This window comes from Lacticaseibacillus mingshuiensis, assembly GCF_016861785.1.
Taxonomy (GTDB): Bacteria; Bacillota; Bacilli; order Lactobacillales; family Lactobacillaceae; genus Lacticaseibacillus; species Lacticaseibacillus mingshuiensis.
In genome coordinates, this window is sequence record NZ_BOLS01000002.1 from 113,667 (window position 1) to 127,644 (window position 13,978).

The 13,978-nt window shown below is 54.6% G+C and carries 13 protein-coding genes; 6 read left to right on the forward strand and 7 right to left on the reverse strand.

Features of this window, described 5'->3' with window-relative positions; all coding sequences use genetic code 11:
- Positions 1-160 precede the first annotated feature (160 nt).
- The 3 genes from JUE67_RS02120 to JUE67_RS02130 all read left to right on the forward strand — a co-directional run bounded on the left by JUE67_RS02120 (position 161) and on the right by JUE67_RS02130 (position 4,203).
- Positions 161-2,389 carry an ATP-dependent Clp protease ATP-binding subunit gene (locus JUE67_RS02120; protein WP_203627050.1) on the forward strand — a complete coding sequence of 743 codons (2,229 nt, stop codon included), beginning with the start codon at positions 161-163 and terminating at the stop codon, positions 2,387-2,389.
- Between the two features lie 393 nt (positions 2,390-2,782).
- Positions 2,783-3,082 carry a DUF1827 family protein gene (locus JUE67_RS02125; protein ID WP_125698177.1) on the forward strand — a complete coding sequence of 100 codons (300 nt, stop codon included), beginning with the start codon at positions 2,783-2,785 and terminating at the stop codon, positions 3,080-3,082.
- Positions 3,083-3,135: 53 nt separating this feature from the next.
- Positions 3,136-4,203 (forward strand): MucBP domain-containing protein, encoded by a 1,068-nt coding sequence (locus JUE67_RS02130; RefSeq protein ID WP_203626913.1) that lies wholly within the window; start codon positions 3,136-3,138, stop codon positions 4,201-4,203.
- Positions 4,204-4,267: 64 nt separating this feature from the next.
- Here JUE67_RS02130 and JUE67_RS02135 read toward each other — a convergent pair whose 3' ends face one another.
- The 4 genes from JUE67_RS02135 to JUE67_RS02150 all read right to left on the reverse strand — a co-directional run bounded on the left by JUE67_RS02135 (position 4,268) and on the right by JUE67_RS02150 (position 9,633).
- Positions 4,268-5,149: an enhanced serine sensitivity protein SseB C-terminal domain-containing protein gene (locus tag JUE67_RS02135; protein WP_203626916.1), complete on the reverse strand. Its 882-nt coding sequence runs from the start codon at positions 5,147-5,149 to the stop codon at positions 4,268-4,270.
- Between the two features lie 18 nt (positions 5,150-5,167).
- Positions 5,168-6,745, reverse strand: coding sequence for a peptide chain release factor 3 (locus tag JUE67_RS02140; RefSeq protein ID WP_203626918.1), 1,578 nt, complete (start codon positions 6,743-6,745; stop codon positions 5,168-5,170).
- A 140-nt stretch (positions 6,746-6,885) separates the two neighbouring features.
- Positions 6,886-8,229, reverse strand: a complete 1,344-nt coding sequence (locus JUE67_RS02145) for a hemolysin family protein (protein WP_203626920.1) — start codon at positions 8,227-8,229, stop codon at positions 6,886-6,888.
- Between the two features lie 264 nt (positions 8,230-8,493).
- Positions 8,494-9,633 carry an AI-2E family transporter gene (locus JUE67_RS02150; RefSeq protein ID WP_203626922.1) on the reverse strand — a complete coding sequence of 380 codons (1,140 nt, stop codon included), beginning with the start codon at positions 9,631-9,633 and terminating at the stop codon, positions 8,494-8,496.
- Positions 9,634-9,765: 132 nt separating this feature from the next.
- Here JUE67_RS02150 and JUE67_RS02155 point away from each other — a divergent pair, with 132 nt between their 5' ends.
- The 3 genes from JUE67_RS02155 to JUE67_RS02165 all read left to right on the forward strand — a co-directional run bounded on the left by JUE67_RS02155 (position 9,766) and on the right by JUE67_RS02165 (position 11,617).
- Positions 9,766-10,203, forward strand: a complete 438-nt coding sequence (locus tag JUE67_RS02155; RefSeq protein WP_203626924.1) for a GNAT family N-acetyltransferase — start codon at positions 9,766-9,768, stop codon at positions 10,201-10,203.
- Positions 10,204-10,302: 99 nt separating this feature from the next.
- On the forward strand, positions 10,303-10,794 hold the full coding sequence (locus tag JUE67_RS02160) for a hypothetical protein (RefSeq protein WP_203626926.1): 492 nt from the start codon (positions 10,303-10,305) through the stop codon (positions 10,792-10,794).
- A gap of 403 nt (positions 10,795-11,197) precedes the next feature.
- Positions 11,198-11,617, forward strand: a complete 420-nt coding sequence (locus tag JUE67_RS02165; RefSeq protein WP_203626928.1) for a GNAT family N-acetyltransferase — start codon at positions 11,198-11,200, stop codon at positions 11,615-11,617.
- Between the two features lie 183 nt (positions 11,618-11,800).
- On the opposite strand, the gene JUE67_RS02170 is transcribed toward JUE67_RS02165, so the two are convergent.
- The 3 genes from JUE67_RS02170 to recX form a co-directional block, all read right to left on the reverse strand.
- Positions 11,801-12,316 carry a hypothetical protein gene (locus JUE67_RS02170; RefSeq protein ID WP_203626930.1) on the reverse strand — a complete coding sequence of 172 codons (516 nt, stop codon included), beginning with the start codon at positions 12,314-12,316 and terminating at the stop codon, positions 11,801-11,803.
- A 50-nt stretch (positions 12,317-12,366) separates the two neighbouring features.
- A complete protein-coding gene (gene ntdP / locus JUE67_RS02175) occupies positions 12,367-12,903 on the reverse strand; it encodes a nucleoside tri-diphosphate phosphatase (RefSeq protein ID WP_125698156.1) in 537 nt (178 codons plus the stop codon).
- Positions 12,904-13,108: 205 nt separating this feature from the next.
- Positions 13,109-13,915, reverse strand: coding sequence for a recombination regulator RecX (gene recX, locus JUE67_RS02180; RefSeq protein WP_203626932.1), 807 nt, complete (start codon positions 13,913-13,915; stop codon positions 13,109-13,111).
- Positions 13,916-13,978 lie beyond the last annotated feature (63 nt).

A 13,978-nucleotide genomic window follows, 5' to 3' on the forward strand; every position in this document is an offset into this window, starting at 1 on the left:
CAGAATATCACGATGGGAGCGGTTGCAATCTTTTTTAGCACTCGTCAGGCGCGAGTGCTTGATTTTTGCTTTTGCCGGTGTATACTAGGGTCAAGGTCAAAAAAGGTCAGACAACCTTTTTGCGACCATTTACGTCTTATCAATGGAAGGTCGTGACATGATGCTGTGTGAGAATTGTCATCAAAACCCAGCCACGATTCATTTATATACAAGTGTTAACGGTCAGCGCAAAGAGATCGATCTTTGCCAGAACTGCTATCAGCAACTGAAAGCACAAGCAGGTGGAAAAATGAGCCCAACAAATGCAACAAATGATCCATTCGGCTTCAACAGCCTGGACGACATTTTCCGCGCAATGAGCCAAGGTCAAGGCCAAGCGCCACAGGACCAAACTCCGCCGACCCAATCAGGCCGCGGCGGCGGGCCGAGAGACCCACGTGGTCCTCAAGGTAATGACCAAAGCATTTTGGGTCAGTTTGGCGTGGACCTGACAGCCAAGGCACGTCATGGCGAGATCGATCCGGTGATCGGTCGCGACAAGGAGATCGCCCGAGTCATCGAGATCTTGAATCGCCGGACCAAGAACAACCCTGTTTTGATCGGTGAAGCAGGGGTCGGGAAGACCGCGGTCGTCGAAGGCTTAGCCCTGAAGATCGCAAACGGCGAAGTGCCTGCCAAGTTGCAGGATCGCCGCGTCGTTCAACTCGATGTTGTTTCGCTGGTGCAAGGCACCGGTATTCGTGGGCAGTTTGAGCAGCGGCTCCAGCAGCTGCTCGATGAGTTGAAACAGGATGCCACTGTGATTCTGTTCATCGATGAGATCCATGAGATCGTCGGCGCCGGTGATGCCCGTGGTGGCATGGACGCCGGTAATGTCTTCAAGCCGGCTCTGGCGCGTGGTGAGATGCAGCTGGTCGGCGCGACGACCAATAACGAATACCGCGAGATCGAAAAAGATTCCGCCCTTGCCCGCCGTCTCCAACCCGTCACGGTGGATGAGCCGTCGCAGGAAGAGACCATCGAGATTCTTAAGGGAATTCAGCCGCGCTACGAAGCGTTCCATCACGTCAAGTATTCTCCAGAAGCGATCAACGCAGCCGTTTCGCTGTCCGCACGGTACATTCAGGACCGCTTCTTGCCCGACAAGGCCATCGACTTGCTCGATGAGTCCGGCTCCCGCAAGAATTTGACCATCGATGTCGCCGACCCGCAGACGATCAAGGACAAGATCGCCGATGCCGAAAAGCAAAAACAGGCCGCGCTCAAACAGGAAGACTATGAAAAAGCCGCCTTCTACCGGGATCAAGTGACAAAGCTCGATGACATGCAGAAAAAGCAGGCCCTATCTAGTCAAAACGAGACCCCGACCGTCACTGAGAAGGACATGGAACAGATCGTCGAAGAAAAGACGCACATTCCTGTCGGCGAATTGAAGCAACAAGAGCAGCAACAGCTCCAAAACTTGGCGCCTGATCTTGAAGCTCATGTGATCGGCCAAAATGAGGCGGTCGATAAAGTCGCCCGCGCCATTCGCCGCAACCGCATCGGCTTCAACAAGACCGGCCGCCCAATTGGCTCCTTCCTCTTTGTCGGCCCAACCGGTGTCGGCAAGACCGAGCTCGCCAAGCAACTGGCCAAAGAGCTGTTTGGCTCGACCGATTCGATGATTCGCTTCGATATGTCGGAGTACATGGAAAAATTCAGTGTGTCCAAGCTTATCGGGTCGCCGCCAGGTTATGTCGGCTATGAAGAAGCCGGCCAACTGACCGAACAGGTGCGGCGCAATCCGTACAGCCTGATCTTGTTGGATGAAATTGAAAAGGCGCATCCGGATGTGATGAACATGTTCCTTCAGATCTTGGATGACGGCCGCCTGACCGACAGCCAGGGTCGCACCGTTTCGTTCAAAGACACGATCATCATCATGACGTCAAACGCCGGCTCCACCGATGCCGAGGCCAACGTGGGCTTCGGGGCATCGCTGAACGGCACAACGAAGAGCGTGATGAATCAGTTGGGCAACTACTTCAAGCCCGAATTCCTCAACCGTTTTGATGACATTATCGAATTCAAGACGCTGAGTAAGGAAAGCTTGATGCAGATCGTTGGGCTGATGATCGCCGATACCAATAACAACATCAAGAACCAGGGTCTGTCAATCAAGGTCACCGAGCCCGTCAAGGAAAAACTCGTCGAGCTGGGCTACGATCCTGCCATGGGAGCGCGGCCATTGCGCCGGGTCATTCAGGAGCAGATCGAGGACCGCGTCGCCGACTTTTACCTGGATCATCCAACCGCCAAAGCCTTGGAGGCACGCATTGCAAACGGTGACATCGCCATTTCCGATGCCGCCCCTGCCCAGGTCAAAAGCGATCAGGTGAAAAAATAATCAATGGTTATGAACGGAACTGGGACAAAACTTTTGTTTTGTCCCAGTTCCTGTATAGTGCACTAATGTTACAGCAGTGTCGTGGGCCAAATGTCCGGGTCCGAGCGGCTAAGGTCCCAATCACCTGGTCCAAAGTTCGGACCTGGCGCTTGGAACACTTACCTGTCGGACCCAAAAACGACATTTGTCCCACTTCCGTTTTTTTCCAAACTGCGTGAAGCCAGTGTCCAACAGTCACCAAGACCCATGGAAAAACTGTTTTGCGTGAGGATTTTTTAAGCATTTCGCACATGGCATTTGCGCGGCTGTGCTACAATATGAGTGGAAATAAATACTGGCTTTGTAGCGCGGGTGCTACAAACGTCAAGACTAGCCCACATAGGGGGTGAGCAGATGCGTCTGATCGATGTTACGAACAGTTATCCCAACTTGGTCGCCCAGCAGCTGGCCAATACAGATACCAAATTCATCAAGATCTATTCGCTTGGCAGCACCACCGTCATCTATACCAAAGCACCGACTCACACAGAGCTCTTGTTCACAAGTGAGACGCGCAATATCAAAGATACCGAGATCGCCTTTGCTTTAGAGAAGCTATGCAGCGTCAAATTTAAAGACGTGCAGGTGATCAGAGGCGACCGCCTCGCCGAGGTATCCCTTCCCGCCCGGGTCGAGACCCAGCAAGCGGAGTAGTAAAAAGCCGGCAGCGCCGGCTTTTTTTTCGGTTTTCGAGCAAAGGAGTCACCATGAGTGTTATCAGTCGCATCAAAACTTGGCTGACCAATCGCCGGCCGCCTCGCCGCCCTCGGCCCCAACGTCCTGCCACTGCGCCAGCCGCCACCCGACCACAGCCAGCCCCGATGCCGGCGTCGCAACCAGCCGCCACCGCAAGCGCCCCCGTTCAATATGGGCCAGCCGCGCCGCTAGTCCATGTGACGCTGAACTATTTTCTCAGCCGCTCAAGCCAGTCCTTGAAAAAAACGATCACGCTCACCGGCTATAGTGGTGCGCCCTTGACCCTGCCATGGACCGTCCTGCCCGGCTATGTGCTGGTCTCCGTCACGGGCTTCACCGCAAGTTTTCCAGCGACTAACACCACGATCACCTATTATTACGAGCCGCGCTTGGCTGGACCTGTCCTGGTCTATCACCGCACCACGACTGGGCGCCTGCTCAGCTTGCCGGAGATCTTGCGCGGCCCGGTCAACACCCAGTTCACGGCGGAGGCGCTGCCAGAAATGGCTGATCAGCTGCTGGGGCCGGCGCGCCAAAATGGGACGTTCACCACGCACACCCAGACGTTGCATTTCACATACAATGTGGCCCAGCTGGAAAATGCGCAAGCGCCCGAACAGGCCTACATTACCTTGAACATTGGCAAGACCGCGTTTTTGGCTCCAGAGGACACCGCGACACATGGTGCCTATCTGCCTGCGGGAACCGCGTGGCGTGTCTACACCATGGTGCGCGAGCCAAATCAAACAGTCTGGCTCAATCTTGGCGGCGAGCTGTGGATCACGGCAAGCGACACGACGCCACAGACCGACCTCCCATTTTTGCCAGGCCCGATGCAGCTCGCGTTGCCAACGGTTCATTTTGAAGGCACGACGACTGCCATGAATCAGCAAGCGCGCATTTCCGCAGGCCCAACTGGGGTCACCACTTGGGATGCCCCATACGGTCAGGCGATCGCGCGACTGGCCAGTGGCACCGCGGTTCATATCAGCGCGAAGACCGTCCTGGCTGATCACAGCGAATGGCTTGAGACCGACTGCGGCCTGGTCCTCGCCAATTACGTTGAGTGGCAAAACTGAACCTAACCAAAAGCGCGACCCTTTTTCCGCAATTGGAAAAAAGGTCGCGCTATTTTGTTGCGGGTTATCCGCGCGTATATTTCGGGGTGATCTGTTCCACCACGCCAGCCAGATCATGATCCATGGCTGCGATATTCAAACCATTTTCAGCTTCATCGAGATGGGCATGGCCCAAGTCAGCCAGCTGCTGGAAAAACTTGCCGCGAACCGTTTCGTCGATCGGCTCAAGATCCAAGACGATAAAATAATTCGCCATGTCCTGATACCGCATCATCAGCAACCACCCACGCTTGACGGCCGGTTGCTGCGCCAAGGCAGGTTCAATAGCTTCCCAGAACCCTGCCAGCACCTCTTGAGCTTCGCTGACTTCGATCGCCATGTCTTCGTCGGTGGCGCTGTGGCGATGGGCCGCCTGTTTCGCCAGGTCCGCCATTGCGTCGCGCTCAAGCGTGATGTTGTCGCTGAATGGATTGATCACGGCGCCGGCGAGATCCTCATTTTGCTCGATCATTGTGACCATGTCCTTGAACCGCACGGCCAGCCCATGCGCGCGCTCAACGTTTGCACCGATTCCCGCATTGTTCCAAGAGTCATACAAATCGTTGACCGCCAGCCAGTCGGTGAAAAATGGCTGGAAGGACTTGCCATCGGTGGTGGTCATGACCGGAAATTGAATCTCAGTGTCCTCATCCACCTGAATGTGGCCCTCCGCATCCGCCTTGATCGGGGCGTCGGACAACGCGATCACGATCAGGCGACTGTTTTCGATGAGCTCTTCCAAGAATTCACTCATCGCGGTGTCGCTTTGTTCCAGCGAGTAGGTCCGCCATTTTGCCAGTAGGTCATCGTTGGTGATGCCTTCTACATTCGCGGAAATATCAACGCCATCGTGCGCTGCTGGGGTCTGGTGCTTCACATCGTCTTTGCCAAATTCATGCAATGCCATGAGGTGCTCCCTTCTCGACTAAAGCTTAGCCGTCAACCGAACGTCTGGATACTTATCTTGGAACCAGCGCATCGCGTACTGATTTTCAAACAGGAACAATGGCGCGCCCGCCAAGTCCTTCACCAGAAGATTACGCGAACTGCTCATTTTTTCATCGAGCTGCGTCTCGTCGATCCACCGCGCGATGCGGCTGCCGATCGGCGTCATCACAACTTCCGAATTATACTCGTTTTGCATCCGGAACTTAAAGACTTCGAACTGCAGCTGCCCGACCGCGCCGAGAATGTAATCATCGGTGCTGTACGTGCGATACAGCTGAATGGCCCCTTCTTGGACCAGCTGCTGCATGCCCTTATGGAAGCTCTTTTGCTTCATCACGTTTTTGGCCGTGACGCGCATGAACAGCTCAGGCGTGAACTGTGGGAGTTTCGCATATTCCACCGGTTCCTTGCCAGCGAAAATACTGTCGCCGATCTGGAAATTGCCCGTGTCATACAACCCGACAATGTCGCCGGCCACGGCACTTTCCACGGTCTCACGCGAATTGGCCATGAACTCCGTCGAGTTGTTCAGCCGCATCACTTTGCCGGTGCGCGTCAGGGTCACATCCATCCCGCGTTCAAACTCGCCAGCGCCGATTCGCACAAACGCAATGCGGTCACGGTGGTTGGGATTCATGTTGGCCTGAATCTTAAAGACGAAGCCGGAAAAATTCGGATCGACCGGACTGAGCTTGCGGCCGTCCTCAAGTACATGCTCACTTGGCGAAGGCGCCATGTCCACAAAATTTTTGAGGAACGTCTCAACGCCGAAGTTGGTCAAAGCGGAACCGAAGAACACCGGCGTCTGATCACCCTGCATCACCTTTTTCAGATCAAACTGATTACCGGCATCGTTCAACAGCGCAATGTCATCCAGGGTGTCGCGGTAAATGCTTTCCTGGCTGATCGGTTCGCTTGGATCCAGCTTACCGTCTGCATCCAGCGGCAAAAAGCGCTCACCGGCTTCGTTTTCCCGGTACAACTCGACCTGCTTGGCGCGTCGATCGTACAGGCCCAAAAGACCCTTGCCCATCCCCATCGGCCAGTTCATCGCGTAACCTTCGATGCCGAGCAAATCCTCCAGCTCGGCGATCAAGTCCAGCGGCTCGCGGCCATCGCGATCCAGCTTGTTCATAAAGGTGAAGATCGGAATGCCGCGCTGTTTCACGACTTTGAACAGTTTCTTGGTCTGGGCCTCGATCCCCTTGGCGGAGTCGATGACCATCACGGCCGCATCCACTGCCATCAAGGTTCGGTAGGTATCTTCGGAGAAATCCTCATGCCCCGGCGTGTCCAAGATGTTGATGCGCTTGCCTTGATAATCGAATTGCATCACCGAACTCGTCACGGAGATCCCACGCTGCTGTTCGATTGCCATCCAGTCAGATTTCGCAAAATGCCCTGACTTTTTTGCCTTCACAGTCCCGGCTTCACGAATGACGCCGCCAAACAGCAAGAGCTGCTCGGTGATCGTCGTTTTCCCAGCATCCGGGTGAGAAATAATGGCAAAGGTGCGGCGCTTGTCTACCGCGGCTTGTAATTCTTGTTTATTCATAAAAGATCCTTTCAAAAGCGGTCGTGACGGACAGCGCTGCGACTTACATCCGAAACCCTTCTTTTCATCAAAAAAGTCCCGGACACTCCGAGACCAAGTCTTGTTCCATTATAAGGAAGAACCGACGCGACTTCAATCGATCATTCTTCTGATTTGCTGGTCGGCTCAGCGGAAGCCGGCTGACTGAGGTGCACATGCACATTGATCATCCGCGAGCCGTCCATTTTGCCCGTGGTCAACGTACTGCCGCCTGGCAATGGCAGCGATTCCTGCTGGCGGTTCGTCGGAATTTTGCCCAATTGGGTGATCACGTACCCCGCCAGCGTGTCGACATCATCGGCTTCCAGCGTCATGTGAAAATAGGCATTGAACTCGCTGATCGGCATCTTGCCAGCCACCAGATAATCATCGGCATCGAGCTTCGTGACCATCACAGTGGCCTGGTCGCTTTCGTCATCGATATCGCCAACGACCTCCTCGATCAGGTCCTCGATCGTGACGACGCCGACCACGCCGCCGTATTCATCGAGCAAGATCGCCATTTGTTGCTGGCGGATGCGCATCTCGGTCAACAGATCATCCACCGTCAACGTTTCGGGGACAAACAATGGGTCAGTCATGACATCTTCAAGCCGTACCTGCTCAAACCCGACGCGGCGCGCCTCTTTGAGCAGATTTTTGATATGCACGATACCGATGACATTATCCTTATCGCCTTGATAGACGGGAATCCGCGAATAAATGTTGTCCAGAATCGCGTCGATCGCCGTCGCATCAGGCGCATCCGCATCGACCATGAAGGCATCGATTCGCGGCACCATCACCTCGCGCGCCATTTTGCTGGTCAGCGAGATCACACCTTCGAACATTTCGTACTCGTCGTCTTCCAGCGCCCCACTTTGACGGCCCTGCTCGATCATCGACACCATTTCATCACGGGTGACCTGATCTTGTTTCTTGGAAAAATCGATCGGGGTCAGCTTCATCAACAGGTTTGTCGATGCCGACAGCAACCACACGAACGGCCGCATCAAAACAGACAGCCAGCTGATCGGCGTGACTGCCGCCTTGGCGACTTTTTCCTTCATTTGAAGCGCGACCTGCTTCGGATATAACTCCCCAAATACCAGCGACAGATAGGACAGGATGATCGTCACCAAGAGCACCGCGGCCTCATGGGCCCAGCTCAAGTTGCCAAACAATGGCTCGACATAACCCGCCAAGGTCGTGGCCGCGCTGGCCGATGCAAAGAAGCCAGCAAACGTGATGCCCACCTGAATCGTGGCCAAAAAGTTGGTCGAGTTCGCCATGATCGCGGTGAGCTTCCCCGCCTTTTTATCGCCGGCCTTCGCCTGCGCCGCCATTTTGTCTTTCGACAACGACACCACCGCGATCTCCGCGGCCGCAAAGCAGGCGTTGATCAACGTCAACACCACGATCAAGATCAGTTGGGGCCATATCGCACCACTGGCGCCTTCTGCCATCACCATCCACACCTTTCAAAATTGGGCACTCTGCCCATGTTGTTCTACTATCTTGAGGCCTGACCATCCCGCCGACCTAGCTGTTCCACCATCCCGCGCACCTACGCACCCTTTGTAGTTGGGCTTCGGCCCGCATGGTGGAAGCAGCTAGTCGTTCCAGTCGCCCGATGGCAAAATACGCCATAAACCGCCCAGGCCGAACTATCTGCTCAGACCTAAACGCTCGGCTACGCACCCTGTATTTGTCCAGTATACCACGCCACTTCACGGTTTGGGCTTTGAGTTCGGGAGGGTGCCGGTCAAGGCCGCGGTGCGTTTTTGGTCCTGGTGAAAATGGTAGAGCTCAAGCGCATAGGTCACAACTGTTTTGATCACCGCATAGGCAGGTACCACTAAGATGGTTCCAAGCAAGCCCCATAAGTTACCGGCGACCAGCAACAAGATAATGATCGTCATCGGATGGATGTCCAACGACCGCCCGATCACATTCGGATAGATCACGTTACCGTCGACCTGCTGCACGATGATCACCACGACGATCGTCAACGCGACCTCCGTCCAGCTGCGGGTCACGGCTACCAATAGTGCCGGCGCAATGCCAATGTACGGGCCAATGTAAGGAATCAAGGTCACGATGCCGGCAAAAAATCCCAGCAAAAACGCGTATGGCATCCCGATGATCAGATAGCCGATAAACGTGAAGGTCCCAACGAACAAACATTCAATGACCTGACCCGCGATGTAATGCGACAACGTGGCATTCATCCGGTGAAAAACGCCAGCGATCTCATCGCCATAACGCGCTGGCAGCAATTTTTGCACCGCGGGCACGAACCGGTCGCCATCCTTCAGCATGTAAAACAGAAGCACCGGAATCGTGATCAACGTGATCACCACGCCAACAACGGATCCGACCACACTGGGCAGGCCGCTGGAAAAATTGCCGAGCAGACTGGTCAGAATCTTCGCCGGATCGACTTTGATATTGGCGACCATGCTGGCGATGCCGAATTGCTGATACCATTTATAATGAGACAACTGAGTCAGCTCTTGGCGAATGAATTTGACAAAATCCGGTAGTCCCGCGACCAGCTGGGTGATCTGGGTGATCAGATTGGGAATGATGGCTGCGATCGTGAAGACAGCCAGTGCCACCACCACCGCAAAAACAAGCAGGATGCCCCAGCCGCGCCGAATGTGCAATTTTTCCAGTAAAGTGATCAGCGGGTTGAACAGATAATACATAAAGCCCGCGGTCAAAAGCGGCACCATCAGCGTTGAAAAAAATGTCGCGATCGGTGCAAACAAAAACGACAGATTTGTGAGTCCAATTACTAAGAAGACCAGAATAAGGGCTTCAAGTGACCAAAAGAGCAGTTTCGATCGGCGCAATTTTTCAAACATAACGCGTCCTCCTTGGCGGGTGAGAGTCGGCTGCCTGTCCCGATCGACAGCCATTGTTAGCCGTGGTCCCGCCATGTCAACTCAGTGCTATAATAACAGAAATAAGACCGAAACGTGAAAGCTGTGACCACTATGACCATTGAAGTGACAAAAGATCTGACCAGTACCACCTACCAAGATGCACTTGCGATTCGTACCACCGTCTTTGTCGAGGAACAAAACGTCCCGGCAGACCTGGAAGTCGACAGCGAGGAAGCCCGCGCCATCTATTTTGTGGCGTATGACCAAGGGCTCGCCTTGGGCACCGCGCGCTTGCTCAAAGAAGGCTATGGCTATCATGTGCAGCGCGTGGCTGTGCTCAAAGCTTATCGTCATCATGGAATCGGTGCCCAGTTACTTGACGCGATCGTGGACTATGCCCAGGCGCATGACGCGGGTGAATTGCGGCTTGGCGCCCAGCTGACCGCAGTTGGTTTTTACAAGGGGCTGGGTTTTCATCTGACAGAAAAACCTGAGTTCTTGGATGCCGGCATTCGGCATCGCGAAATGGCCCTGAATCTGACCGATTGATCGCGGCGTAAGCGACCCCCAGCGGTTCCGTTCGGGCGCCTGCCTCGCTGGCCGCGAAGAACATGCTATAATGAACGCAATACAATTAGGAGGTGCGCCATGGGCAATGGCAAGGCTACCTTGATCTTCACCTTTTTCTTTGGTATTCCCTATCTGTGCGCACAGCTGATGATCGGCATCGCCTACAACGCGTTGGTGCTGCATGCCGACAGTATCTGGCGGACGGCGGTCGGCGCGATCGTCGGCGCGACCATCATCTATTTTGCTAAGATTCCGCTGGAACGTCCGCTGCGCATCCTCGGCAAATACACGACCATTCAATTCATCCACTTGGCGGTACGCTTTTTCATGTTGCAGGAAGCCAAGCTGTGGAAGATCATCTTGAATTATCTGCTGGATCTGACGGTGGCCTTTGCCGCCATCGACCTGGTCCGCGTCCTCTTCCCAACTCCCGAAGCACACGCCTTCATCATTGGCACCCCATTTGGCTGGGTGCTGGCTCTGATGGTCGTGTCGCTGTGCATCGGTGCCTATATGGATCTGGATGCCATGTCGCTCGTACCGACGATGAAAAAAATGCGGAATCTATAGCTGCTGAAGCGAGCACCCCGACTGTGATGTGAATTTGATAGACGAATTTGTACGGAATGAAAACGCTAAGTCGTCCACTTTTTTGACAATCGGTGGTCCGATCGGCTCGGGCAAAATTCGAGTGTCCAGACGATTGGGGGTCACCGCGGACTGCAGTGCCTGCTACACGGCCTCAACGTCAGCGCCAATCAACGCGTGACGATGGGCAAATCTGCGCAACAAACTGAGCGGGTGGTGTCGCAATGCAGCCAGCTATATCGATAGTGGCAATCTGCTTTTCATTACCGGGCTGGAAAAGTTCAGTGATCTGATTGCAAGCCGTTCTGCCCGTTTATCAGCAGCCGACACCGTAACCCCACATTTGCTTGCAAAGCTCGCCCAAAGCGCATGGAGGAATAAGCCGATGCAGATCAGATCAATGACTGAGAATGACGAGCCTGAACTAGCACGCATCTACTTAACAAGCCGTCAAGCAACGTTTACATGGATGGCGCAGGCAGACTTCAAGCGCAGCGATTTCCAACACGACACGCTCGACGAGGAAGTGCTGGTTGCAACGATCGACCGGTGCATCCTCGGATTCGTCAGCACTTACCAACCCGACAACTTCATTCATCTATTATTCGTCGATCCGCAATGCTTTGGTCACGGAATCGGCAAGCAACTACTCACGACAGCACTGACCCATACAGGACGTCCAGCCCGTCTCAAGTGTCTAAGCGCCAATTACCGTGCACGCGAATTTTACCGGCGCAATGGCTGGGTGACGGAAAGCGAAAACACCACACCGCCCGCCTATTTGAATTTGGTTTACGGCGCTTAATTCAAAAATTTCCGAATCAGGTTCCGGTCTGAATGGAGGAAACATATCAATGTCCCAGTCACTTTGGGGATAAGCGGCCCCGAGCGCCTAGGGCATGTTATCGGTTCCACCATTCCGCGGACCTGCACACCCTGAATACAAAAAATCTCGCGCTGCAAAATGCAGATCGCGAGATTTTTTTGGCTAATCCCATTCATCGTAGCCCTTCAGCTGATCCATTGAAATGAAGAGTAAGTGCTTGACCGCGGTGATCTTGCCCTCCGTCAGCTGATAGCTTTCAAGGTAATACGGATTGTCCGTTTGACCGATGTGTTCAGGCAGCGGGAAGCCGGCTTTTTCGAGGCGCTCGAGCCCGCGGCTGAACATCGTCTCGACGGGAAAATTCGCCAGCACGCTGTCCGCTTTTTCGCTGACCTCCCCGACTGTGGCGGCTGGCAGTTGCACAGCTTCAAGGCCGGCTGGGGCCGCGGTGCCTGCCGGAAGCAAGCTGCCGATCCAATACTGAAACGCGCCATATGGGGAAAACATCAACAGCGCCGTCCGGTTCGGCTGGTTGGTCAGTGCATCCAGTGCCGCAAAGTGGCCAGCCGCCTCAAAGTCCTGCCAAGCCTGGTCAAACGTGCCGAGTTGGTCCATCGATTCTGTCATGTATACCTTGCCAGCAAACACACTTGCTGGCCGGTCGATCAAAGATGTCATATTGTGTCCTTCCTAATTGAAAAAAGCTCGAGCCTGCGCCCGAGCAAGAGCTACACCCGATGGGATAACTGCAGATAACGGTTGTACCACAAGTCGATATAGGCCTGGGAAAATGGTCCCTTGCCGTGATTGATCCAATCGACTAACACCCGCACGTTGGCCTTGAGAATCTGGTCTGTGGTGGCCGGATATTGCCATTTGCGGCGGTGCGCCTCATATTCATCGACATCCAGCAGGCGTTTTTCACCGTCTGGAAAGACCTTGACGTCCAGGTCATAATCGATGTATTTCAGCGCCTCTTGGTCCATCGTGTAAGGCGTGGCGAGATTGCAGTAATACGACACGCCCGCCTCGCGAATCATCGCGATCACGTTGAACCAGTAATGTTTATGGAAGTAAACGATCGCAGGCTCCCGGGTCAGCCAGCGCCGGCCGTCCGACTCGGTGACAAGCGTGTGATCGTTGCAACCGATCAATGCATCTTCACTGGTCTTTAGGACCATCGTATCCCGCCATGTGCGGTGCAGGCTCCCATCGTGCTTGTAACTTTGAATGGCGACGTAATCGCCCTCTTTGGGGATCTGCATAGGTAACCAGCTTTCTGATCGATCTGAGTTCACACCGATTATACCAGAAAGCACGGCCCTGCGGAAGATGACGGCAACCAACCGGACTGGGTAAAGGTTGACGCGCACAACGAATCGTTCGCTAGATTAGATTGAGTGCCAATTGAAAGACGCGATACGATCTTACCGACAATTGCGCAGTCCCCCAACCCACCGAACAACTCCCCTAGTCCAATTCCTCGCCGTTTTCCAGTTTGGCGAGCGCTTCGTTAATGGCGTCACCTGTGAACCCTTTACGAAACAGCGCCTGCTTGACGCGTTCCGTTCGATCACGGCCGGTGTAGCGCTGTTTGAGGCGCCATTGTTTGGTTGCTTCGCGGGCCAAAAGATCGGCTTCGTGGTCGTCGTCCTTGGCCAGGTCCAGCGCGGCCAGAGCAGCCGTTGCCTGTTCCTGCGTGAAGCCTTTTTGGGTCAAGGCAAGTTTGATGCGCCCAGTCTGCTCGCGAAAGGCGCGGCGCTGATTTTGCCGGGCCGCTTTGGTGGCGGCGCGCATCAACGCGTCGTGCCAGTCAGCAGGCGCCACATCGGCCAAGGCATCTTCGATCACATCCGGCGCCACCCCTTTTTCGCGCAGGGCGCGAGACACAGACTGGCTGCCCTTGTCACCGACCAACAGGGCGTCGTGCAAAAATGCTTGCGCGTATTGGGCATCGTTGAGGTAATTCAGATCCGTGAGGCGCACCACCACATGGTTGATGACATCCTCAGGCATTTGCTGGTCGCGCAGGTGGCTGCGCAGCTCTTTGACAGTGCGGGCCTGGCGATTGAGATAATCCAGCGCCATCGTGTTGGCCATGGCTTCCACTTCGCCGGCCTTGATCTCACTTTCAAGGGCGGCATCGACCACCAGCCCCCTGGCCAGCCGAAATTTGATCAGGGTCGTTTCGCTGACGGGGAACGCATATTTACCATCGAGAAAAATATTGTAGCGGCCTTTGCGCTTCTGTGCGCTGATCTGAGTGATCTCTGCCATTGCAGTCCCTCCATCTTTGTTCTGACTCTATCTATGATATACTGAAAGCGATAATAACGGGAG

Coding starts and splice junctions, on each gene's coding strand:
- JUE67_RS02125 (WP_125698177.1), top strand. CDS start 2,783: ATGCGTCTGATCGATGTTACGAACAGTTATCCCAACTTGGTCGCCCAG.
- JUE67_RS02145 (WP_203626920.1), bottom strand. CDS start 8,229: ATGGCAGAAGGCGCCAGTGGTGCGATATGGCCCCAACTGATCTTGATC.
- JUE67_RS02155 (WP_203626924.1), top strand. CDS start 9,766: ATGACCATTGAAGTGACAAAAGATCTGACCAGTACCACCTACCAAGAT.
- JUE67_RS02150 (WP_203626922.1), bottom strand. CDS start 9,633: ATGTTTGAAAAATTGCGCCGATCGAAACTGCTCTTTTGGTCACTTGAA.
- JUE67_RS02170 (WP_203626930.1), bottom strand. CDS start 12,316: ATGACATCTTTGATCGACCGGCCAGCAAGTGTGTTTGCTGGCAAGGTA.
- JUE67_RS02165 (WP_203626928.1), top strand. CDS start 11,198: ATGCAGATCAGATCAATGACTGAGAATGACGAGCCTGAACTAGCACGC.
- JUE67_RS02140 (WP_203626918.1), bottom strand. CDS start 6,745: ATGAATAAACAAGAATTACAAGCCGCGGTAGACAAGCGCCGCACCTTT.
- JUE67_RS02160 (WP_203626926.1), top strand. CDS start 10,303: ATGGGCAATGGCAAGGCTACCTTGATCTTCACCTTTTTCTTTGGTATT.
- JUE67_RS02135 (WP_203626916.1), bottom strand. CDS start 5,149: ATGGCATTGCATGAATTTGGCAAAGACGATGTGAAGCACCAGACCCCA.
- JUE67_RS02130 (WP_203626913.1), top strand. CDS start 3,136: ATGAGTGTTATCAGTCGCATCAAAACTTGGCTGACCAATCGCCGGCCG.
- recX (WP_203626932.1), bottom strand. CDS start 13,915: ATGGCAGAGATCACTCAGATCAGCGCACAGAAGCGCAAAGGCCGCTAC.
- ntdP (WP_125698156.1), bottom strand. CDS start 12,903: ATGCAGATCCCCAAAGAGGGCGATTACGTCGCCATTCAAAGTTACAAG.
- JUE67_RS02120 (WP_203627050.1), top strand. CDS start 161: ATGCTGTGTGAGAATTGTCATCAAAACCCAGCCACGATTCATTTATAT.